Here is a 21492-nt window from a genome sequence, read left to right as displayed (position 1 = left end):
TTCCTGCCGTGCAGGGTCCTGCCGGGCGGTTCCCGCTGGGCGGTTCCTACTGGGCGCCGGAGGTGGCCGACAGCAGCTGCTCCAGCTCCTCCTCGCGCTCCTGCGCCGCGACGAAGAGCAGCTCGTCGCCGCCCTCCAGGGTGTCGTCCTTGCCCGGCACCAGCACCCGGCCCTCGCGGATGATGCTCACCAGGGCGGTGTCCTGCGGCCAGGAGACGTCGCCGACCCGGGTGCCGACCAGCTCGGCCTCGCCGGCCAGGGTCAGCTCGACCAGGTTGGCGTTGCCCTGGCTGAAGCGCATCAGGCGGACCAGGTCGCCGACGCTGACCGCCTCCTCGACCAGGGCGGACATCAGCCGCGGGGTGGACACGGCCACGTCCACGCCCCAGGACTCGTTGAAGAGCCACTCGTTCTTCGGGTTGTTCACCCGGGCGACCACCCGCGGCACCGCGTACTCGGTCTTGGCGAGCAGCGAGACGACCAGGTTGACCTTGTCGTCACCGGTCGCGGCGATCACCACGTGGCAGCGCTGCAGCGCCGCCTCGTCCAGCGAGGTGATCTCACAGGCGTCGGCCAGCAGCCACTCCGCCATGGGCACCCGCTCCACCGAGATGGAGTTGGGGTTCTTGTCGATCAGCAGGACCTCGTGACCGTTCTCCAGCAGCTCGCCCGCGATCGAGCGGCCCACGGCACCGGCACCGGCAATGGCGACCCGCATCAGTGACCCTCCTCCTTCGGTCCCTGCGCGAACGCGGCCTCGACCGCCGTCAGATCGGCCCGGCGCAGCATCACGTGCACCAGGTCGCCCTCCTGCACCACCATCTGCGGCGAGGGGAGCACCCCCTCGCCGAGCCGGGTCACGAACGACACCCGGGCGCCGGAGGCCTCCTCCAGGCGGCTGACCCGCTGACCGACCCAGCCCGGGTGGTACGCGACCTCGGCCAGCTGCACGCTGCCGCTCGGGTCCTGCCACAGCGGCTCGGCGCCGCTCGGCAGCAGCCGACGCAGCATCTGGTCGGCGGTCCAGCGGACCGTCGCCACGGTCGGGATGCCCAGGCGCTGGTACACCTCGGCCCGGCGCGGGTCGTAGATCCGGGCCGCGACGTTCTCGATGCCGAAGGTCTCCCGGGCGACCCGGGCGGCGATGATGTTGGAGTTGTCACCGCTGGAGACGGCGGCGAACGCGCCGGCCTCCTCGATGCCCGCCTCGCGCAGGGTGTCCTGGTCGAAGCCGACGCCGGTCACCCGGCGCCCGTTGAAGCCGGCGCCCAGGCGACGGAAGGCGGTCGGGTCCTGGTCGACCACGGCCACCGAGTGGCCCTGTTTCTCCAGGGCTCTCGCGAGGGCCGAGCCCACGCGGCCGCAGCCCATGATGACGATGTGCACCGGCGCTACCTCACCCGTCCCGAAGGGTTCTTGACCTGCGCAAACACCGTTCATCTCCCTTTCCCGCCCGGTCCTGCCGGGGCGAGGGTTCTCGTGGGGCGTCGGCCGGACTCCGCTCGACAACCAGAGTGTTGCCCACCGACTCGTATCCGACACGCTAGCCGGTCCACCGAACACAGTCGCGACGAAGGGGGGGATAAACGGCGCAAGTGCTGCCGGGAAAGCCCTACGATTCCTTAACGTGCCTATGCCGACTGACCTTCCGAAACGCCTCCTGATCGGGCGCGCCCTACGCAGCGACAAGCTCGGAGAGACGCTCCTTCCCAAGCGGATCGCGCTGCCCGTCTTCGCCTCGGACGCGCTCTCCTCGGTCGCGTACGCCCCCGAGGAGATCCTGCTCACGCTCTCCGTCGCGGGAGCGTCGGCGATCCACTTCTCCTGGCAGATCGGCGTCGTGGTGGCGATCGTGATGCTCGCCGTCGTCGCCTCCTACCGGCAGAACGTGCACGCCTACCCCAGCGGCGGCGGCGACTACGAGGTGGCGACCGTCAACCACGGTCCGGCCTCCGGTCTGGTGGTCGCCGCGGCCCTGATGGTCGACTACGTGCTGACCGTCGCCGTCTCCACCACCTCGGGCGTCGCCAACGTGGTGTCCGCCGTCCCGGCACTGCGCGGCCACGAGATGATCGTCTCGGTGGTCGTGGTCGTGGTGCTGATGGGCATGAACCTGCGCGGGGTGCGCGAATCCGGCTCCGCCTTCGCCGTCCCCACCTACGCCTTCATGGCGGGCGTGATCGGCATGGTCGGCTACGGCGTCTTCCGGCACTTCGTGCTCGGCCAGTCCATGCCCGCCGAGAGCTCCGGCTTCCACCTCGCCGCCACCCCCGGCAACGACTCGCTGGCCGGCTTCGCGATGGTGTTCCTGCTGCTGAAGTCCTTCTCCTCCGGCTGCGCCGCGCTCACCGGTGTCGAGGCGATCTCCAACGGCGTGCCAGCCTTCCGCAAGCCGAAGAGCAAGAACGCGGCCACCACCCTGCTGCTGATGGCGAGCATCGCCGTGGTGATGTTCATGGGCATCATCTGGCTGGCCCGGCTGACCGGCGTGCAGATGGCCGAGAACCCGACCGAGCAGTTGGTCGGCGCCGGCTCCGGCTACCACCAGAAGACCGCGCTGGCGCAGATCAGCGAGGCCGTCTTCAACAACTTCACGCCCGGTTTCTACTTCGTCGCCGCCGTCACCGGCCTGATCCTGGTGCTCGCCGCCAACACCGCCTTCAACGGCTTCCCGGTGCTCGGCTCGATCCTCGCCCAGGACCGCTACCTGCCCCGCCAGCTGCACACCCGCGGCGACCGGCTGGCCTTCTCCAACGGCATCATCCTGCTGGCGATCGCCGCGATCCTGCTGATCATCGCCTTCGACGCGGACCCGACCCGGCTGATCCAGCTCTACATCGTCGGCGTCTTCGTCTCCTTCAACATGAGCCAGTCCGGCATGATCCGGCACTGGACCCGGCTGCTGCGCACCGAGACCGACCCGGCCAAGCGGCGTCACATGCACCGCAGCCGGGCGATCAACGGCTTCGGCCTGGTGATGACCATGGCGGTGCTGATCGTCGTCCTGGTCACCAAGATCGGCCACGCCTGGATCGCGATCGCCGCGATGGTCGTGCTGTTCGTGATGATGAAGGGCATCCGCCGCCACTACGACCGGGTCTCCGACGAACTCATCGCCGCCGAGGAACCGGACGACGTGGTGCTGCCGACCCGGGTGCACGCCATCGTGCTGGTCTCCAAGCTGCACAAGCCGGCGCTGCGCGCCCTCGCCTACGCCAGGCTGGCCCGTGCCCAGACCCTGGAGGCCGTCACCGTCAACGTCGACTCGGACGACACCGCGGCGCTGCGGCGGGAGTGGGACGAGCGCGGCATCGAGGTGCCGCTCAAGGTGCTGGACTCGCCGTACCGGGAGATCACCGGGCCGGTCCTGGACTACGTGAAGAACCTGCGGCGCAGCAGCCCGCGCGACGTGGTCGCCGTCTACATCCCCGAGTACGTGGTCGGCCACTGGTACGAGCACCTGCTGCACAACCAGAGCGCGCTGCGGCTCAAGGGGCGGCTGCTGTTCAAGCCCGGTGTGATGGTCACCTCGGTGCCCTGGCAGCTGGAGTCCTCCGAGCGGCGCAGGCCGCAGAAGGCCTGGTCGGCGCCGGGATCCGTCCGCCGTGGCGAGCCGCGGGCGCCGAAGGCCGTAAAGTCGAAGGATTCCGACCGTGCCGGTGCGAATGCCGGTGCCACCTCCGACCGCAGCAAGGACTCCTCCCAGTGACGCGCAACACTCCGCCCCGCTCCTCGGGCTCCTCCGGCGCCTCCGGCAAGGGCAAGGGCGCCCGTCGGGGCGGCTCCCAGCCCGGACAGGTGGCCCGGCCGCGCTGGGGCAAGCCGCAGCGCCCGGAGGCCACCGACCGCGAGGGGCTGACGGCGCGCACGGCGCCGGTCGTGCCGGGGGAGGCCCCGGTGGAGAAGACCGTCCGGGACGGGAAGGCTGGTCGGGACGGGAAGGCCGTTCGGGACGGGAAGGCGGCCCGGGCGGAGAAGCCTGTGCGCGGTGAGAAGGCCGCGGGTGGCGAGAAGGCCGCGCGTGGCGGGAAGCCCGTCCAGGACGGCAAGGGCGCGGAACCGGCCGGCCGGAAGGCGCCGCGCAAGCAGGCGGTGCGGCCGCCGAAGGCGCTGCGCGGCCAGTCCGTGCGGGCCGCGCGGCCGGAGAAGCCGTCCGGGGACCCGCTGGTCGGCGAGCGCTACGAGGTCGAGGTCGGCCCGGTCGCGCACGGCGGCGGGCACTGCGTGGCCCGGCACGAGGGCCGGGTGCTGTTCGTCCGGCACGCGCTGCCCGGCGAGAAGGTGGTCGCGCTGGTGACCGAGGGCACCAGCACCTCGCGCTTCCTGCGCGCGGACGCGGTGGAGGTGCTGGAGCCCGCCAAGGACCGGATCGAGGCGCCCTGCCCGTTCGCCGGGCCGGGCAAGTGCGGCGGTTGCGACTGGCAGCACGTCACCCCGGGCGGGCAGCGCAAGCTCAAGGCGGCCGTGCTGACCGAGCAGCTGGCGAAGCTGGCCGGGCTGACCCCGGCCGAGGCGGGCTGGGACGGCAGCGTCGAGCCGGTCGGCGGCAAGCTGCAGGCCGGGCAGGTGCCGGCCTGGCGCACCCGGGTGCAGTACACGGTGGACGCGGAGAGCGGCAAGGTCGGGCTGCGCAAGCACCGCTCGCACGAGGTGCAGGTCATCGACCGCTGCCTGATCGCCGCCGAGGGCGTCACCGAACTGGGCATCGAGTCCCGGGACTGGCCGGGGGTGGCGAGCGTCGAGGCGGTCGCCGCGACCGGCTCCTCGGACCGCCAGGTCGTCCTGACCCCGCGCGACGGCGCCCAGCTGCCGCTGGTCGAGCTGGACAAGCCGGTGTCGATCGCCCGAATCGACGACCAGGGCGACGTGCACAAGGTGCACGGGCGCGGCTTCGTGCGCGAGCGGGCGGCCGGACGGACCTGGCGGGTCAGCAACGGCGGCTTCTGGCAGATCCACCCGGAGGCGCCGGACACCCTGGTCGACGCGGTGCTGGACGGCCTGGACCCGCAGTGGGGCGAGAGCGCGCTCGACCTGTACTGCGGGGTCGGCCTGTTCGCCGGCGCGCTCGCCGACCGGGTCGGCGAGGACGGCGCGGTGCTCGGCATCGAGTCCGCCCCGCAGGCCGTGGTCGACGCCCGGCACAACCTCGCCGCGCTGGACAACGTGCGGATCGAGTGCGACCGGGTCGAGACGCTGCTGCCGCGCACCGGCATCACCGCCACCGACCTGATCGTCCTGGACCCGCCCCGCTCCGGCGCCGGGCGCGAGACCGTCGGCCACCTGGTCGGCCTGGAGGCGCGCCGGATCGCGTACGTGGCCTGCGACCCGGCGGCGCTCGCCCGGGACCTGGCGTTCTTCCGCGAGGGCGGCTACCGGCTGGTCTCGCTGCGGGCCTTCGACCTGTTCCCGATGACCCACCACTTCGAGTGCGTGGCGATCCTGGAGCCGGCCGGGGCCTGACCCCGATGACGCCCGAGGAGGCGGCCCCCCGTCGTGGACGGGGGCCGCCTCCTCGGCTTTGTGGGCTTCGCTGTTTGTGGCTTTCGCTGGGGGCTCGGCGGTTCTCGGTGGTTCTCGGGGTTCTCGGGGGTTCTCGGCGCTCTCGTGGGGAGCGGGGGCTACCCGTTGCTCTCCTCCTCGTCGGCGCTGTGCGGAAGGTCGATGCCGTGCTGGGCGGCGAGCCTGAGGAGCGAGGCGACCCGGCCCTCGTACGCCTGGACGCCGTCGGCGTCCCCTTCGGCCCGGGCTGCCGCGAGGTCCCGCCGGGCCTGGGCGAGCTGCTCGCGCAGCTCCTGGTCGAACATGGCTGTCATTGCCGGCCTCCACAAAACCGGTCGGTGCCGCTCGGGGAACGCTCAGGGGAGTTCAGAGTCCCGGATGCTTCGGGACTCTTCAAGTCAGGTCCGGTCGGGTTCGGGGTAGGTCCGGACGGGTTCAGGGTAGGCCGGGTCAGGAGTGGGGCGGCGTCGGGACGGCGCCGGGCGGGTTCGGCGGCGGGCTCGGTGGTGGGTTCGCGGCGGGCTCGGTGGTGGGTTCGGTGACAGGGGTGGGGCGGGTTCGGTGACGGACAGGTTGCGTGGGGGCGTGCGGCAGGTGTGCGGGCGGTGTGCGTGCGCCCTTGTTGTGCTAGCACTTCGGCGCTAGCTTGAACGACATGGGCAAGAAGCAGCTGAACGTCCGAGTGGACGCCACGACCGCGGAGATGGCCCGGGAACGGGCGGAACAACAGGGGATCAGCATGAACCAGTACATCGAACGCCTGGTCCAGCAGGACATGGGTGAGTCGGGACGCGCCTTCATCGACGCCGCCGCGCAGTTCATGAAGGAGTACGAGACGGCCTTCCTCGCCGAGTTCGGGGAGTCGGGCGAGCTCCAGGACGTGCGCCGTTGAAGCTGGAGGTCGACCTCTCGTGGCTGCTCATGACCGCGGAGCAGTACACGCCCGGTGACCCGCAGGTCACCGACTACGGATCGCTGCTCGCGGCCGTCACCCGGCACCAGGCCGAGATCTTCGACATCTCCGTCTACCCCGAACCCCAGGACCGCGCCGCCGCGCTGATGCACCAGCTCATCCGGGTGCCCGCCCTGGAGAAGACCAACGAACTCTTCGCGACCGCCGTCGCCTACGCCTATCTCGTCGCCAGCGGCTGCACCGTCGCCACCACCGCCCGCGAGGTGCGCAGCCTCTCCCGGGCCATCCGGGAGGGGAGGCTGGGGGTGTCCGGGGTCGCCGAGCGACTGGCGGCCTGGGTCGTCGACGAGGCCGAGGGGGAGGGCGTCACCGGGGCGGAGGACGAGGACGAGGACGACGACTGAGCGCCGTCCTCGCCCGGGGGCGCGTCCTACGCTTCGGCGTCGGGGATGGCGTCGGAGGTAGTTCGTGCGGTGTCCGGGGTGATGGGCTCTGCGGTGTCCCGGGCGGTGGGCTCCGCGATGAGGGCCGTCGCGAACGGGCGGAAGCCGGCCCGACGGTAGATCCGGGCGACGTCCTCGTCGGCGGCGGACAGGAACACCGTCCGCACACCGTTGGCGCGGGCGTGCGCCACCAGGGCCGCGGTGACCGCCAGAGCCAGCCCGCGCCGCCGGGCGGAGGGCAGCGTCCCGACGCCGACCACCTCGGTGACCGCGCCCACCGGGTTGTGCTGGCCGGCGCACAGCACCTCGTCGCCGTCGCCGTCCAGCACGGCGGCCAGCACGGAGACGCCGTCGGTGATTCGCCGGGCGATCCGCGCCACCGCACCCGCAGCCGTCAACTCGGTCACACTGGCGGCCAGTTCGACCGATCCGGCGGCGCCGGTGGCGGTGCCCGGGCTGCCGAAGGCCACGTGCGGGACGGCGACCGCGGCGGCCAGCTCGGGGGCGTCCGCAGCCAGCACCCGGACCTCCACCCGCTCCGGGAGGGCCGGTGCCGGGGCCGCCTCGTCCTGCGGGCCGAGCACCAGCAGCGGGTGCTCGTGCACCGTCAGCCCGGCCGCCTCCACCGCCGCGCGCAGCTCCGGGTTCTGCTCGGCCACCCACTCGAAGGCCTCCGGCACGCCCAGCTCCCGCTGCCGCGCCAGCACCCGGCGGACGTCCTCGGCGGTGGCGGCCGGGCCGTCGTGGCCGGGGGTGGGGCGGGCGTAGTAGTGCCAACCGGTGCTGCCGTTGCGGACGAACAGGGTCAGCGGGCCGAAGTCCTCGGCGGTGGCGGCGCTGCGCGGCACGGCGTCGTAGTAGCGCTCGATCCCGGTGAGCAGGGCATGGTCCGGAGCATGATCAGCTGAAGTCACGGCGTGCATCCAAGCAGGGGCGCGGGTGGGGCGCCACCGTATTTGCGCGGACGTTCGCTCGAGCGGTTCGGCGGCCGGTGTTGCGAGGGCGGCCCCGCCATTGGCGTTGCGAGGGCGGCCCGGTGGTCGGTGTCGCGAGGGCGGCCCGGCTCGGTGACCGATGTTGTGAGGGCGGTTCGGTGGCCGGTCTGGTGAGGGTGGCCCGGCCGTCGGCGTTCGATTGTTGCCGAACGCTTACCGGCTCGCGGCGATCTTGTGCGTGTACGCCGGGCATGCTGAGGCCTTCACAGCTCTGCCGAGGGGGACGGCGGACGTCCGCACTCGGCGAGGCAAGGGGGAACTCAGGCCCATGAGGCTCTGCTTTCTGGTGGAGGAACACTACCGGCGGGACGGCATGCCGCTGGACGTGGTGCGTCAACTCACCGCGTGGGGTCACCGGGTGGACGTGCTGCGCCCCGGTGACTCGCTGATGGCGATCTCCGAGGCGGTCCGGGCCGGCAGCCACGACGCCTGGGTGCTCAAGACCGTCTCCGGCGGCCCCGGACTCACCCTGCTGGAGGCCGCCGCCGCCGTGGGACTCACCACCGTCAACGACGTCCGCTCGATCCGCGGCGTCCGGGACAAGGCGCTGGCCTCGGTGATCGCCCGCACCCGCGGCCTGCCCGTCCCGGTCACCTACGCCGCCGCCCGTTGGGAGCGCCTCGCCGAGATCCCGGCCGCCGAGTACCCGCTGGTCGTCAAGCCGGCGGACGGCAGCTCCGGGCGCGGCGTGCGGCTGGTGGCCGGGCCCGACGACCTGATCGGGCTCGGGCCCGAACTCGCCGCCGAGGGGCTGCTGATCGCGCAGCCGTACGTGCCCAACGGCGGGACGGACCTCAAGGTTTACTGCGTCGACGGCGAGCTCTTCGCGACCGAACGGGAGTCCCCGTTGCACCCCGGGCAGGGCGTGCGCGAGCGGCCGGTGCCGCTGCCGGGGAGCGTCGCGCGGATCGCGGCGCAGGTGGGCGAGGTGTTCGGGCTGGACCTGTACGGGGTCGACGTGCTGCTCGGGCCGGACGGGCCGGTGGTGGTCGACGTCAACGACTTCCCGAGCTTCCGGCAGGTGCCGGACGCGGTGGCGAAGGTCGCCCGGGCGGTGCTGCGGCTCGCGCGCAGCGGTACGGCGGTGTCGGTGCCCGCGCTGGTCGCGGCCGGGGGCGACGAGTACGACCGACTCGGTCTGGTGGACGGTGGGTTGCGGTGAGGGTCGGGCTGATCGCGGGCGACCCGGGGCACCCGGTGCTCGCGGCCGCGGCCGAACTGCTGGTGCGGCGCGGCTGCCGGGTGGAGGCCGTGCCGATCGGCGACGGTGGTGTCGCTGCGGGGGCGCTCGCCGACGTCTATCTGCTCAAGGCGCGTACGCCGCAAGCGCTGGCGCTGGCAGCGGAGTTGGAGCGGCGCGGGGCCGTGGTGGTCAACTCGGCGGCGGCGACGGAGCTTTGCCAGGACCGGGTGCGGATGGCCTCGCTCGCCCGGGGTGCCGGGCTGCCGTTCGCGACCACCGTCGCGGCCGGGACACTGCCCGAACTCGTCTCTCCTGCCTACCCGTTCGTGGTGAAGAGTCGGCACAGCCGGCGGCACGACCTGGTCGCGCTGGTCGACGGCCCGGCCCGGATGCGGGAGCTCGCCGAACGCTGGCCGCAGGAGGAGGTCGTCACCCAGCCGTACCTCCCGGGCAACGGCTGGGACCAGAAGCTGTGGGTGGTCGACGGGCAGGTATTCGCGGCCCGACGACGCTCCGAACTGGCAATTGCGGAGGGTGAGTTGGGGGAGGTGCCGGAGTGGGTGCCGTCCGCCCGGCGGGCCGCGCTCGCGCTGCGGGTCGGGGAGGTGTTCGGCCTGGAGGTGTACGGGGTCGATCTGCTGGACGGGGTGGCCGAACCGGTGATCGTGGACGTCAACGCCTTCCCCGGGGTGCGCGGGCGGCCCGGTGCGCCCGAGGCGCTTGCCGGGCTCGCGTTGCGGGCGGCGCGGGAGCGGGGGCGTACTGCGGGGTCGGTGTAGCGCGGTGCGGGTGCGGGTGCGGGTGCGGCTTCGGTGAAGGGGTGGGTCGGTGCCGGGGAGCCTGGGGAGGCCGTCGGCGGGCGCGGGTGGTTAGGCTGGCTGGCGGCCCCGACCGGTCGGGGCCGAACGGCGAGAGAAGACGGAACGTTGCTGCAGGACATCGAGCCCTACCTGGCCTGCCCCCACTGCGCGCAGGACCTCACCCGGCACGAGCGCAGCCTGCGCTGCCCCGCCGGGCACAGCTTCGACCTCGCCAAGCAGGGCTACGTCAGCCTCCTCGCCGGCGACGCCCACACCGGCACCGGCGACACCGCCGAGATGGTCGCCGCCCGCTCCGACTTCCTCACCGCCGGGCACTACCGGCCGATCGCCGACGCCCTCGCCTCGACGGCTGTCTCCGTCGCCGGCGGCGGAGCGGACGGCCTGGTCGCGGACCTCGGCGCCGGCACCGGCCACTACCTCGCCCACGTCCTGGACGCCCTGCCCGGCCGGGTCGGCGCGGCCCTCGACATCTCCAAGTACGCGCTGCGCCGCGCCGCCAAGGCCCACCCCCGGATCGGCGCCGTGGTCTGCGACGCCTGGCGCCCGCTGCCGCTGCGCGAGGCCTCCGCCGACCTGATGCTCAACGTCTTCGCCCCGCGCAACGGCCCCGAGATCCGTCGGGTGCTGCGCCCCGGCGGCACTCTGCTGCTGGTCTCGCCCACCGCCCGTCACCTGCGCGAACTCGTCGCCGCCCTGGGCCTGTTGTCGGTCGACGAGGAGAAGCAGCGCCGGATCGACGAGAAGCTCGGCCCGTACCTGACGCCGGTCGACCGGCGGTCCGTCGAGTTCACCCTGCGGCTCTCCGCACAGGACGTCCGGACCGTCGTCGGCATGGGGCCGAGCGCCTGGCACACCGACCCCGACCGCCTCGCGGCCGCCCTCGCCGACCTGCCGGAGCCGGTCGAGGTGACCGCCTCGGTGACGGTGGCCGCGTACCGGCGGCCGTAGGTCAGCGCCGTGCGATAGGCCCGCCACGTTGGGATGAATCTGGCGAGCAGGGACGTTTCGCCCCACCGGGCTGCGGCTAACGTCCGACGGGTGAACCGCGACGCCGCCGCGCCCGCCGGCCCGGCCCAACTGCGCCCGGGGGCCCCGGAACCCCACCGGGCGCCCGTGCCACGCCCCACCGTCGAGGAGCTGCGGCTCACCGCCTTCAAGTCCTACCGGCGGGCCGTCCTGCCGCTCGCGCCGCTCACCGTGCTGCACGGGCCCGCCGGGGTGGGCAAGTCCAACGCCCTCGACGCGCTGGCCGTCCTGTCCCGACTCGCCCTCGGCGAGGAGATCGCCGGCTCCCTGGACGGACTGCCGGCCCGCACCGGCCCGCTCGCCACCCCCGTGCGCGGCGGCCTGGCCGGCTGCGTGCCGCACGGGCGGGACGCCGTCATCCTCGGCTGCACCGTCCGCTCACCGCGCGGCCGGATCCGGCTCGACCTGGTGATCCGCACCGACGGGACGGTCCGGATCGCCCGGGAGTCGCTCAGCCTCGACGGCCGCACCCTGGTGGACACCGGCGAACAGGACGTACGGAACGGGCGCGTCAACGTGTGCTGGCACAACGACACCCGCCAGGGGGACATCCGGGCGCCCTTCCCCAGCGGCACCATGATCACCGCCCAGCTGCCGCTGCGCGTCGCCGGCTCCTCCACCGGCGAGCGGCTCGTCCTGGCCGCCACCGAGGACCTGCTCACCGCGCTGCGCGAGGTCTTCCCGCTGCACCCCGTCCCCGCGCTGATGCGCGGCTGGGCCAAGGCCGACCCGCAGGCCCGGCTGCGCAGCAACGCCGCCAACGTCTCCGCCGTGATCAACCGGCTCTCCCACGAGTGCCCGCGCCGGTACGGGCAGCTCCTGCGGGCCGTCCAGGAGGCCGCGCCGCACCCGCTGCTCGGGATCGCCCTCGCCGAGCGGGAGAGCGGGACGGGGCGGCGGGTGCTCGCGGTCTTCGACGAGGGCGTGCTCGGGCGCACCGGGGCTGACCAGGCCTCCGACGGCATGCTGCGCCACCTCGCCTTCGCGGCGGTGCTGCTGACCGGGGCAGGGGTGCTCGACCTCGACGTGGCCGCCGAGGTGCCGTGGGCGCACCGCCAGCTCACCGTCCTCGCCGAGGACCTCGGGGCCGGGCTCGCCGGTGAGCAGACCGCCTCGCTGCTGCGGCTGGCGCGGGACATGGCGGGGCGCAACCAGCTGCGGGTGGTGGCCGCGCTGCAGGAGCCGGGGGCGGCGCGGGAGGCGTTCGGGGTGGGGGACGGGCGGTCGGGTGGCGGGTGGTCGGGGGACGTGGCGCTGGTGGAGTGCCGGCGGGATCCGGCGACGGGGCTGACGGTGCTGCGGCCGGAGGCGGTGCGGGTGCCGGTCCAGTGCGGGCGCGGGGGGCCGGTGGGCGGCGGGGGTTCGTCGGAGGGGGCGGAGCCGTCGGAGGGGGCGGAGCCGTCGGACGGTTCGGGGTCGTCGGACGGTGTTGGGTCGTCGGACGGTGTTGGCAGGGGTTCCCCGAGTGTGGCCGGGGACGGGGATGCGGTAGACCTGGGGGCGTGAACGAGCGTGTGACGGGGTCGAGGTCGGGGCCGGGGTCGGGGCCGGGGTCGGGGTCGGGGTCGGGGGAGCCGGCGGTGGACGGGGCATCCGGGGGCGGGGCGGAGCCCGGCGAGCTGAGCCTGGAGGCGCTGCGCCTGCGACTGGTGGAGTTCGCGGCGGCGCGGCGGTGGGAGCCGTTCCACACGCCGAAGAACCTGGCGGCGGCGCTGAGCGTGGAGGCCGGCGAGCTGCTGGAGATCTTCCAGTGGCTCACACCCGAGCAGGCGGCCGCGGTGATGTCCGACCCGGAGCGGGCCCACCGGGTGCGCGACGAGGTCGCGGACGTGCTGGCGTACCTGGTGCAGTTCTGCACGGTGGTCGGAGTGGACCCGCTGGAGGCGCTCGCCGCCAAGATCGAGCGCAACGAGGACCGCTTCCCGGTGCCGGGTACGGCGGCCGACGTCAACCCCGACATGGGCTGATCACCCTTGCGGGGGACAGAAGTTATCCACATCCCCCGGGTTTTCCACAGCTTTCGAAATGGTGGATGCGGCCCACCCCGCCCTCCCCGCACGCTCTCCCCGTGACCCACTCGACCGCCCCGGCGGCGGGTCGGTCGACGGCGACGAGAAGCGGAAGGAGCGGGGGCCATGGAGGCGCTGCGACTGATCAGGACAGCCCGGCACGCCCTGGCCGAAGCCAGACACGTACCGGACGTACTGGCCGAGGCGCGCCGGTCCGCGCTGCTCACCGAGGCGGTGGGCGCGCGGCTGGCGGAGTCGGAGGACGACGACCTGGCGGGGCTCGGCCGACAGCTCTCGGAGGCCGGGGCGCACGCGGCGGTCTGTCTGGGCAGGTCTGCCGTCACCGGTGCCGCGGTGCGTGCGGGGCGGGCCGGTCGGTTCGCCGAACTCGGAGAACCGGCGCTGGTGTTGGAGGCGTTGGAGGAACTGCTGGGGGAGGTCGGGGAGACGCTCGTGGTGCTGGCCTGTGGGGCCGACACCGAGAGTCTCTACTGGACGTGCATCGACGGGGTCGACGCGGTGTCGGAGTGCCGGGACGTGACCGCGCGGCTGCGCGAGGCGGTCGACCGGGGCGGCGGGGCGGAGCCTGAACGGGCCGATCATGGCGCGCCGTTGCTCGTGGTCCGGCTCGAACCGCCGGGCGAGGGCGGGCCGAGGGAGGAGGGAAGGGCGCCGGACTACCGGGTGCCCGGCGCGGTCGGAGCGCCGGACGTGTCGGAGGTGTCGGTGTCGGCCGGATAGGCGGCGGCCGGGGTGGTGTCCTGGGCACCGGACTGCAGCGCGGCGAGATCCGCGGTCACCGAGGCGAGCAGTTCCTGCATCTGCTCAAGCAGGGTCTTGGGGGTCGCGGGCCCGGCCGGGTCGCCGGTGACCGAGCCGGTCGGGCTGCTCGGGAACTGCGGCGTGGCAGAGGGTTCGGACATGACGGGGACCTCTTCGGATCGGTGCGATGTGCCGCATCAACCAACGAACCGTCCCTGCGACCGGTCACCGCGCGCCACCCGATGTGGTCCAACTCCGGTACGCCGTAAGCCTCTCGGGTGAGCCGGGGTTGCCGCCGCAGCACGGCCTCGGCTAGGGGCGGCGCGGATCGAGGCGGGCGGAGGAGGAGGGGCGGGCCCCAGAGAAGCTGCGAAGACCAACAGTTGGGCCCCGGCGCCGCGGAGCGCGGCGCCGGGTCCCGGGAAAGACCATTGCGGAGAGGGTAGTAGTGCAAGGCATGTCTGAGTGTGGGTACTGTTCCTCACGGTTGTGAATGTCGTACCCTCTGCCTCTGCCCATTAGGACAAACGTCGGCCTGGACTGCTCGGAAGGTTCGGGCCTTCGCCGTCTCGTGGTTGCGGATTGGTTGCAGTTGCCGCCCTGCCCACCTCCTGATGAGCGGGATCGAGCGACAGACCTGTGCCTGGAGTTCACGGAGGCAGGGAGCACAGGCATGCCTGGGTGCCTGTGCTCCGGCAACGGTGGCGGGGCTGATCCACAGGACCCGGGGCCGGTACTGGCCGTAGCAAAGCCAGCGGAAGCCATCGAAGCAGGCGTTACCGTCATCGGCCGTGGGCCGGCCAGGCACGCCACTGCGGGCGAACTCAGCGGTGCCGGGTGTCACCATGTGCGAGTCGGCCAGTTCGGGCAGCATGGGTCACCTTCCCGGCCCGCGTCCACTGCCAAGCTTGACGTCGCCGCTGGATTCCAGCCCGTTGATCGGTGCCCACTCGTGTTCCAGGATCGAGTAGGTGATCGAGTCGCGCCAGGCGCCGTGGACGAAGACGTGGTCGCGGATCCGCCCGTCCTCGGTCATACCAGCTCGCAGCAGGGTGCGCGCCGATGCGTCGTTGAGGGGTGACCGGGCGGCCCAGACGCGGTGCAGGCCGAGGCCGTCGAAGCCGAGGGCACACAGGAGGTGGACGGTTTCTGTGCCGAGACCCTTGCCCCACTCGGCTGGGTGGAGGGCGAAGCCCACGGTGGCGGCCTGCTGTGGCTCCGTAGCCAGGCGCGCGTAGCCGATCAATCGGTGCTCGCCGAGCCGGGTGATGGCGAGGCAGTACTCGGTCCGTGGGGTGGCCTTCGCGGAGGCGATGGAGCGGGCGGTGATCGCCTGGACCTGCTCGCGGGTGCGGGGCTCGAAGCTGAGGTGCCGGGTGGCCTCCGGGTCGCCGTAGATGGCCAGGAGGGCGTCGGCGTCCTCGGGTTCGACTTCGCGCATCGCCAGGCGGGGGCCGGCCAGGTGAACTGGGGTCATGGCTGCGGAGCCTACCTGCGCGTTCACCGGACGATGACGGAGCTCGGGTTGGCGGTGAATGCCTCAATCTCCTCTCGCAGATCGGCCGCCGCACCGATGCCGCGGCGGCCGTCGCCGTGCAGGGCGGCGCGGACGCGCTGGGCGCTGCTGACGATGCCGAAGTTCCGTTGCTCGATAGGAAGGTCGAGTACTGGGCGGACGGCCTCAACGGCACCTTCAACCTCGCCTCGGGCGATGCGGGCGAGGGCGAGGTCGGTCTGTGCGCCCGCCTCGTCGCCGAAGGCCCAGTCGTCCTCGGAGGCGTCGCGGTAAGCGGTGACGGCGGCCTCGGACTGGCTCTCGCCGAGCGCAGGGTCCTCGCCGAGTTGCACGGTGGCCTCGGCGACGTAGTAGAGCTGGCGGGGCACCGGGAAGGTCATGATGCCGCCGAAGGCATCGAGGTCGTCGGGTTCGACGGCCGCGCGGGCGTCCTCGGACTGTTGGAGGGCGGTGCGGGTGGCCTCGCCGTCGCCGAGGAGGGAGTGGGCGCGGGCGGAGAGACAGGCCAGCCAGATGCTGGTGGTGCCCCGGACGCTGCCGGCGGCAGCCTGCCCGAGGTCGGCGTAGTCGGCGGCCTCAGCCGGGCGGCCGGCCCAGTAGGAGATGAGCGACTGGAGCGAGCGGACCCAGGCGCGCATGCCGTGGTGGTCCGCGTTATCGGCGCAGACGAAGGCGGTGCGGGCCTGCATCATCGCGGCGCTCGGGTTGCCCAGGTCGTGGCTGGCCTTGGCGAGCATGCCGGAGGTGATCCCGGCGAGCAGGTACAGCTCGCGGGCCTGTAGGGGCTTGACCCGGCCGTGCTCCAGCAGCCGGAAGGTGAGGTCCTGTACCTCGACCAGGTCGCCGAGCAGGGTCGGCAGCGCCAGCTTCGGGTAGGCGACGGTCAGCCGCCGTACCTCGTCGTGGATCTGTCCCAGGGTCTCCGGGCCGATGCTGCTGCCCTCCGCCATCGCGGTGAACCGAAGTGCACGACGAGCCGCCATTGCGACCTGCCTTTCCAATTCCGTGGTGCCCGCGTCGAAGCGGGTCTCGCTGTTGGACGGGCCGCCGGCAGGCAGTACCGCTGCCTGCTCGGAGGGGAGGAGGGCAGGGACCGGCCGTGGCGGCGGGACGACGAACGAAGCGGCAGTTGCGGGCGCAGGCAGCGAAGCGTTCGGTGCGGGCGCGAGGAGCTGCACGACGCTGACGTCGAACATGGCCTCCAGCACTCGGCACTGGTCCGGGTAGGGGCGGGTCTTCACCGCGCCGCCGTACCAGCGCTCGAACTGCCGCTTGGAGACCGACAAACCCCGGAGCCGGGGGTCGTTCTCCTGCTCAGCGGCCGAGTTCGCGGTCGCCTCGAACCGGAGGCGGAAGGTCTCGTAGACCTGCCAGTGCCGCTGCAGCGTCAAGACCCGTAAGAGTGTGGGAGTTTCGACCACTGCGGATCCTCTCCGTCCCCGTTCGTCTGCTCTGACGATAGCCATGGTCCGGAGGCAGGAAACGCGTTCGAGGACCGTACGGGCCAGATGACGGCAGCCATGACGGTGGTCATGACGCACGATGTCGTCTGCCGCGCGAACCAGCTCCGGTGACGACGCCGCCACGACGGCGGCGATGTCGTATCCATGCCCAATCCGCCGCCGCCATGCTGAAACAGCCTTCGCAATCCGCGCACAACCGACAGCGAAGCATGAGATCGAGGTGGGAGGGATCCGATGGACAACGCCACGACCGAAGACACCGCCGAAGCGCGGTCCCTGGCGGATAGCGAGACGACCGCAACTGCCGAACAAGGCCGCGTCACTCGCACCGAGCATCGCCCGGGTCTGACCGTCCGCACTTTCAGCGTTGCCCAGGACGGCACCCGCTACGACGACTCCGGCGTGACCAGCGCCTACCCGGGCGCCGACGAGTACGTCGCCCGGATCGAGGTCTGGCCCGCCTGCGCCTGTCCGCAGCATCGCGCCGGTTGATCCGCGCGAGTCGCACCCACCAGCACGGGGGCACAACAACGCCCCAACCCTTTTCCACTCGCTCGCCCGAGAGGAGAACCAGCCATGCACCGGCTGACCGACGCGCCCGCGCTGCACACCGAGTTGGAGCGCATCGACTACCGCACCACCCCCGCGTACTACTTCGACACCGAGCAGGTCACCGATCCGGTGGTGCTGCACCTGCTGAGCCGCTGCCCGACCGTTTTCGGCATCAAGAAGGCCATCACCGACCTGCTGGCCGGCAACCTGGACATCTCGCTGCCGAAGGCGACCGGGACCGTCGAGCCGGGCGCCACCGTTCGGGGCCGCGTGATCGTGGCGTCCGGGGCCGTCATCGCCGAAGGCGCGTTCGTCACCGGCCCGGTGCTGGTCTGCCCCGGCGCGGTGATCGAGGCCGGCGCCCGGGTGCGCGACAACACCGTCGTCGGCCCCGGCTGCCGCATCGGCTTCGGCGCCGAGGTCACCCGCTCCCTGCTGGCCGGCGGGGTCTTCATGAAGCACACCAGCTTCGTCGGGGACTCCGTGCTCGGCCTCGGCGTCAACATCGGCGCGTTCGTGTCCACCACCGGCCTGCGGGTCACCTCCGGGCCGGTCACCGAACCGGCGACCGAAGAGGTCTGCGCCCACCTCGACGGCCGGCGAATCGCCACCGGCCAGACGAAGTTCGGCGCGGTGATCGGCGACGGCGTGATCGTTCCCGCCGGCACCGTACTCCAGCCCGCCACCCTGATCGGCGCGCACACCCTGCTCTACCCGAAGACCCAGGTCGGGGGCTTCTTCCCGGCCGGAAGCCAGGGAAGGTGACCATGCCCACCACCGACACCACCACGACGACCGACCGGCGGGCCGTGCGGATCACCGGAGGCTGCCGCCTGGCCGGCACCGCCACCGTCCAGGGCAGCAAGAACATCGCCCTGCACCTGTACGCCGCCGCGATCCTCGCCGACGACCCGCTCACCCTGGCCGGTGCACCCAAGATCCTGGACACCCTGGTCGTCGCCGACATCCTGCACCGCACCGGCACTCTCGCCACCGTGACCGGAGACGAGTTCGCCACCCGACCGGCCGACTCCTACTTCCCCGTCATCCCGGACGACCTCGGACGGCGCATCCGAACCACTGCGGTGATGGGCGGCGCCCTGCTGGCCCGCGCCGGCAAGGTCACCTTCCCCACCCCCGGCGGGGACGCCTTCTGCGCCCGCTACATCGACCGGCACCTGGCCGCGATGGAAGCCGCCGGGGCCGAGGTCGAGGTGAACCGGGGCCGGGTGCGGGCCCGCTTCACCGGCAAGCGGCTGCCGTTCATCACCGACGCCGAGACCACCTCGTGGGGGCCGAGCCTGGGTGCGACGGTCACCGCGATGCTGCTGGCCGCCCGCACCCCGGGCACCTCCGCGATCCTCAACCCCAGCGTGGAGCCCGAGGTCACCCACACTGCCGCCCTGCTCTCGCAGGCCGGCGTCGGCATCGAGTGGCGGGGCAGGACGGCCCTGGACGTCACCGGCACCGACCGCATCCGGGGCGGGGTGTTCACCGTTCCGCCGGACCGGCTGGAGGCCGCCACCCTCGCGCTGGCCGCCGCCATCACCGGTGGCGCCGTCCACCTGGACGGCTTCCCGCCAGGCGCGTTCCCGGACGGGCTGGTGGCGGTGTTCGCCGACGCCGGGATCCAGCTCGACCCGCTGGACGGCGGAACGGCCGTCAGCCTCCCGGCCGGGCCTCGGCCGGTGCAGATGGCCACCGGCCCGCACCCGGGCTTCCCGACCGACGTGCAGCCGCAGCTGACCGCCTTCCTCACCCAGGCCGAGGGCATCTCCCGCATCGACGAGCGGATCTACACCCGGCGCGACACCCACCTGCCGGCCCTGGCCGCGTTCGGCGCGGCCGTCAACGCGAACGGCTCGGTGATCACCGTCCGGGGCCGGTCCGCCCTCACCGGCGCCGACGTGGCCGGGGAGGACATCCGGGCGGTGACCGCTCTCGTGATCGCCGCGCTGGCCGCCGAGGGCACCTCTACGATCCGAGGGATGTATCACCTGCGGCGCGGATACGGCAGCCTGCTGCCGAAGTTGGCCGCGCTCGGTGCCGACCTGAGGATCGACCAGGAGTAGCCGTGACCCTCACCGTGCCGTGGAAGCCGAACGCGCTCGCCGACCTGCGCGAGTGCCTGGACCTGATGACCGCTGACGGCACCGTGCCCGGCGGAGTCATCGCCCACGGCACCTTCGACACCGATCCCGGCTACCTGGCCTCCGGCGTCGTCGCCCCCGAGTGCGGCGACGCCCGGCCGGGGCCGGACACGGTGTACGACGCGGCCTCGCTGACCAAGGTCCTGGCCACCTGGTCCCTGGTCGGTACCTCCCTTATGGGCGACTTCACCCTGGACACCCCGGTCCGCGACCTGCTGGCCGGCATCCCGGCCGAGGCGCCCGGCGGCCAGGTGACGGTCAGCCAGATCTTGGCCCACACCTCCGGTCTGCGGGCCGACACCCGCCTCGACCAGTACCGGCACCGCGCCGAGCCGCTCGCCGAACTGATCTGCGGGGAGCCGCTGATCGCCGATCCCGGAGCCGGTCACCGCTACATCAACCGCGGCTTCATCCTCCTCGGCCTGGCCCTGGCCCACTACCGCTGCCAGCGCCTGGACGAGCTGGCGTCCGACCTCTGGCAGCACCTCGGCATGACCAGCACGACCTACGGACCGGTGCCCCGCTCCGCCCGGGTTGCCCCGACCGAGCAGCGGCTGACCGGCGGGCCCCGGCTGTGGGGCATGCCGCACGACGACAACGCCGCCCTGCTTGGCGGAGTCGCCGGCCATGCCGGGGTGTTCACCACCCTGGCCGACCTCGCTACCTTCGCCACCCATCTGCTGTCCTCGCACGCCACCGGCGGGCCCCTGGGCCGCTGGCTCGCCTACAGCATGCGGCCGCAGGCCGCGATCGAGCCGGGCCTCGACCGGGGCCTGGCCTGGATCCTCGCCCACGAGGGCCGGGTCGCCTACCACCACGGCTTCACCGGAACCAGCCTCTACCTCGCCCCGGCCACCGGCCGCTACCTGGCCATCTGCACCAGCGCCGTCTACCACCACCAGGACAACCGCACCCGCCTCGCCCCGCTGCGGACCCTCGCCCTCAAGGCGATCACCGACGAACCCTAGGAGGGCCACCCGTGCCCAGCACCACGCTCGCGTCCCTGACCACCCTGCGGCTCGGCGGCCCGGCCAGCGACGTCCTGCCGGTCGCCGACCCCGACGACTGGTTCGAACTGGTCCGCACGATCGGCGACCGGCAGGAGGACGCACCCCTCACCCTCGGCCACGGCAGCAATGTCATCGCCTCCGACACCGGCCACGAGGGCACCGTCGCCGTGATGAACACCCGGGGCATCACCGTGAAGCGAGTTGACGACGACACGGTGGCCGTTACCGTCCAGGCCGGCCACCCGCTCGCCGACCTCGTCCAGTGGGCCGCAGCCGAACACCTCGCCGGGATCGAGTGCCTGGCAGGCATACCCGGCACTGTCGGGGCAGCCCCCGTCCAGAACGCCGGAGCCTACGGCCAGCAGGTCTCTGACGCCCTCGACCACCTCACCGCCTGGGACTGGGACATGGGCCGCCTGCGGACCCTGCCCGCTCAGGCATGCCATCTCCGCCACCGCGACAGCCGCTTCAAGAACGACCCCGGCCGCTGGACCATCCTCACCGCGACGTTCCACCTCACCCGCTCACCGGCTGCGCCGATCACGTACCAGCCGCTCGCCGACGAACTCGGCGTCCACGTCGGCGCCCAGCCGCCCGTGGCTGAGGTGGCCGCCGCCGTCCTCGCCAACCGTCACCGCCGCGGACTCCTCCTCGACCCCCACGGACCCGACGCCCGCCAGGCCGGATCGGTCTTCCTCAACCCACCCATCACCGCCACCCAGGCCAGCCGCTGGTCGGCTGCCGGCTGTCCGGTCCACACTGACAGCGACGGGCAGCTGCGGGCCGGCGCCGGCTGGCTGCTGGAACACACCGGCTACCGCCCCGGCTACAAGATCGCAGACGGCATCCGCTGCTCGGAACGCCGCACCCTCACCCTCGCCGCCCACAACGGGGCGACCGCAACCGGCTTCGCCCAGGCCCTCACCGAACTCTCGACGCAGGTCGAGATCGCAGCCGGGATCAAACTTCGGCCCGAGCCGATGTTGGTCGGCGCCTGGCCGTGAGGCCCTGGGATGGTTGCAGCGGACAGTAGTTGGGGCCCCGGGGGGAGGGGGGTGGGGGGGGGGGGGGGAAAAGAGGAGGGGGAAGGGCACAAAAAGGGAGGGGGGGGGGAGGGGGGGGAAATACCCCCTTGTCCCTCTTAGTGTAC

General features: G+C 72.7%; 22 protein-coding genes. 15 read left to right on the top strand and 7 right to left on the bottom strand.

The features are described from left to right. Positions 1–46: 46 nt before the first annotated feature. Positions 47–718: a potassium channel family protein gene (locus ACZ47G_RS13585; RefSeq protein ID WP_350505498.1), complete on the bottom strand. Its 672-nt coding sequence runs from the start codon at positions 716–718 to the stop codon at positions 47–49. After that, the gene (locus tag ACZ47G_RS13580) at positions 718–1386 is read right to left on the bottom strand and encodes a potassium channel family protein (protein ID WP_380463572.1); all 669 of its coding nucleotides are present in this window, start codon (positions 1384–1386) and stop codon (positions 718–720) included. Before ACZ47G_RS13580 ends, ACZ47G_RS13585 begins: the two co-directional genes overlap by 1 nt. Positions 1387–1627: 241 nt before the next feature. Here ACZ47G_RS13580 and ACZ47G_RS13575 point away from each other — a divergent pair, with 241 nt between their 5' ends. After that, positions 1628–3709 (top strand): APC family permease, encoded by a 2082-nt coding sequence (locus ACZ47G_RS13575; RefSeq protein WP_465742061.1) that lies wholly within the window; start codon positions 1628–1630, stop codon positions 3707–3709. A gap of 416 nt (positions 3710–4125) precedes the next feature. Further along, on the top strand, positions 4126–5460 hold the full coding sequence (locus tag ACZ47G_RS13570; RefSeq protein WP_380463570.1) for a class I SAM-dependent RNA methyltransferase: 1335 nt from the start codon (positions 4126–4128) through the stop codon (positions 5458–5460). Between the two features lie 158 nt (positions 5461–5618). Here ACZ47G_RS13570 and ACZ47G_RS13565 read toward each other — a convergent pair whose 3' ends face one another. Further along, positions 5619–5813, bottom strand: coding sequence for a hypothetical protein (locus ACZ47G_RS13565; protein ID WP_465742059.1), 195 nt, complete (start codon positions 5811–5813; stop codon positions 5619–5621). Positions 5814–6154: 341 nt separating this feature from the next. On the opposite strand from ACZ47G_RS13565, the gene ACZ47G_RS13560 reads away from it, so the two are divergent. Continuing rightward, positions 6155–6391 (top strand): toxin-antitoxin system HicB family antitoxin, encoded by a 237-nt coding sequence (locus ACZ47G_RS13560; RefSeq protein ID WP_270146936.1) that lies wholly within the window; start codon positions 6155–6157, stop codon positions 6389–6391. Beyond that, on the top strand, positions 6388–6816 hold the full coding sequence (locus tag ACZ47G_RS13555; RefSeq protein WP_188305350.1) for a fic family toxin-antitoxin system, toxin component: 429 nt from the start codon (positions 6388–6390) through the stop codon (positions 6814–6816). Before ACZ47G_RS13560 ends, ACZ47G_RS13555 begins: the two co-directional genes overlap by 4 nt. A gap of 26 nt (positions 6817–6842) precedes the next feature. Here ACZ47G_RS13555 and ACZ47G_RS13550 read toward each other — a convergent pair whose 3' ends face one another. After that, entirely contained in the window at positions 6843–7769 is a 927-nt protein-coding gene (locus ACZ47G_RS13550; RefSeq protein WP_465742057.1) for a GNAT family N-acetyltransferase, read from the bottom strand. Between the two features lie 349 nt (positions 7770–8118). Between ACZ47G_RS13550 and ACZ47G_RS13545 the strand changes: the two genes are divergently transcribed. The 6 genes from ACZ47G_RS13545 to ACZ47G_RS13520 all read left to right on the top strand — a co-directional run bounded on the left by ACZ47G_RS13545 (position 8119) and on the right by ACZ47G_RS13520 (position 13630). Beyond that, positions 8119–9012: an ATP-grasp domain-containing protein gene (locus tag ACZ47G_RS13545; protein ID WP_465742055.1), complete on the top strand. Its 894-nt coding sequence runs from the start codon at positions 8119–8121 to the stop codon at positions 9010–9012. Next, positions 9009–9812, top strand: a complete 804-nt coding sequence (locus ACZ47G_RS13540; protein ID WP_465742053.1) for an ATP-grasp domain-containing protein — start codon at positions 9009–9011, stop codon at positions 9810–9812. The genes ACZ47G_RS13545 and ACZ47G_RS13540 overlap by 4 nt, the downstream gene beginning before the upstream one ends. Positions 9813–9959: 147 nt before the next feature. Further along, entirely contained in the window at positions 9960–10802 is an 843-nt protein-coding gene (locus ACZ47G_RS13535; RefSeq protein WP_465742051.1) for a putative RNA methyltransferase, read from the top strand. A 90-nt stretch (positions 10803–10892) separates the two neighbouring features. Continuing rightward, positions 10893–12386: an AAA family ATPase gene (locus tag ACZ47G_RS13530; protein ID WP_465742049.1), complete on the top strand. Its 1494-nt coding sequence runs from the start codon at positions 10893–10895 to the stop codon at positions 12384–12386. A 74-nt stretch (positions 12387–12460) separates the two neighbouring features. Next, positions 12461–12847: a nucleotide pyrophosphohydrolase gene (locus tag ACZ47G_RS13525; RefSeq protein ID WP_465742047.1), complete on the top strand. Its 387-nt coding sequence runs from the start codon at positions 12461–12463 to the stop codon at positions 12845–12847. A 168-nt stretch (positions 12848–13015) separates the two neighbouring features. Next, the gene (locus ACZ47G_RS13520) at positions 13016–13630 is read left to right on the top strand and encodes a DUF6099 family protein (protein ID WP_465742045.1); all 615 of its coding nucleotides are present in this window, start codon (positions 13016–13018) and stop codon (positions 13628–13630) included. Here ACZ47G_RS13520 and ACZ47G_RS13515 read toward each other — a convergent pair. The 3 genes from ACZ47G_RS13515 to ACZ47G_RS13505 all read right to left on the bottom strand — a co-directional run bounded on the left by ACZ47G_RS13515 (position 13567) and on the right by ACZ47G_RS13505 (position 16558). Next, complete coding sequence (locus ACZ47G_RS13515; protein ID WP_465742043.1) at positions 13567–13812, bottom strand: hypothetical protein; 246 nt, start codon at positions 13810–13812, stop codon at positions 13567–13569. The genes ACZ47G_RS13520 and ACZ47G_RS13515 overlap by 64 nt on opposite strands. Before the next feature lie 716 nt (positions 13813–14528). Beyond that, a complete protein-coding gene (locus ACZ47G_RS13510) occupies positions 14529–15128 on the bottom strand; it encodes a GNAT family N-acetyltransferase (protein ID WP_465742041.1) in 600 nt (199 codons plus the stop codon). Positions 15129–15151: 23 nt separating this feature from the next. Beyond that, the gene (locus ACZ47G_RS13505) at positions 15152–16558 is read right to left on the bottom strand and encodes a hypothetical protein (protein WP_465742039.1); all 1407 of its coding nucleotides are present in this window, start codon (positions 16556–16558) and stop codon (positions 15152–15154) included. A 306-nt stretch (positions 16559–16864) separates the two neighbouring features. On the opposite strand from ACZ47G_RS13505, the gene ACZ47G_RS13500 reads away from it, so the two are divergent. The 5 genes from ACZ47G_RS13500 (at position 16865) to ACZ47G_RS13480 (ending at position 21346) form a co-directional block, all read left to right on the top strand. Then, positions 16865–17122, top strand: coding sequence for a hypothetical protein (locus ACZ47G_RS13500; RefSeq protein WP_465742037.1), 258 nt, complete (start codon positions 16865–16867; stop codon positions 17120–17122). Between the two features lie 84 nt (positions 17123–17206). After that, positions 17207–17947, top strand: a complete 741-nt coding sequence (locus ACZ47G_RS13495; protein WP_465742035.1) for an LbetaH domain-containing protein — start codon at positions 17207–17209, stop codon at positions 17945–17947. A gap of 2 nt (positions 17948–17949) precedes the next feature. Further along, on the top strand, positions 17950–19254 hold the full coding sequence (locus ACZ47G_RS13490; RefSeq protein ID WP_465742033.1) for a UDP-N-acetylglucosamine 1-carboxyvinyltransferase: 1305 nt from the start codon (positions 17950–17952) through the stop codon (positions 19252–19254). Positions 19255–19256: 2 nt separating this feature from the next. Continuing rightward, positions 19257–20300, top strand: coding sequence for a serine hydrolase domain-containing protein (locus ACZ47G_RS13485; RefSeq protein ID WP_465742031.1), 1044 nt, complete (start codon positions 19257–19259; stop codon positions 20298–20300). Positions 20301–20311: 11 nt separating this feature from the next. Then, complete coding sequence (locus ACZ47G_RS13480) at positions 20312–21346, top strand: UDP-N-acetylmuramate dehydrogenase (protein ID WP_465742029.1); 1035 nt, start codon at positions 20312–20314, stop codon at positions 21344–21346. Positions 21347–21492 lie beyond the last annotated feature (146 nt).

The organism is Kitasatospora sp. NPDC030952, from assembly GCF_055571335.1.
Note: the sequence above shows the minus strand (reverse complement) of the source record. Positions and strands in the feature narration are given on the sequence as shown.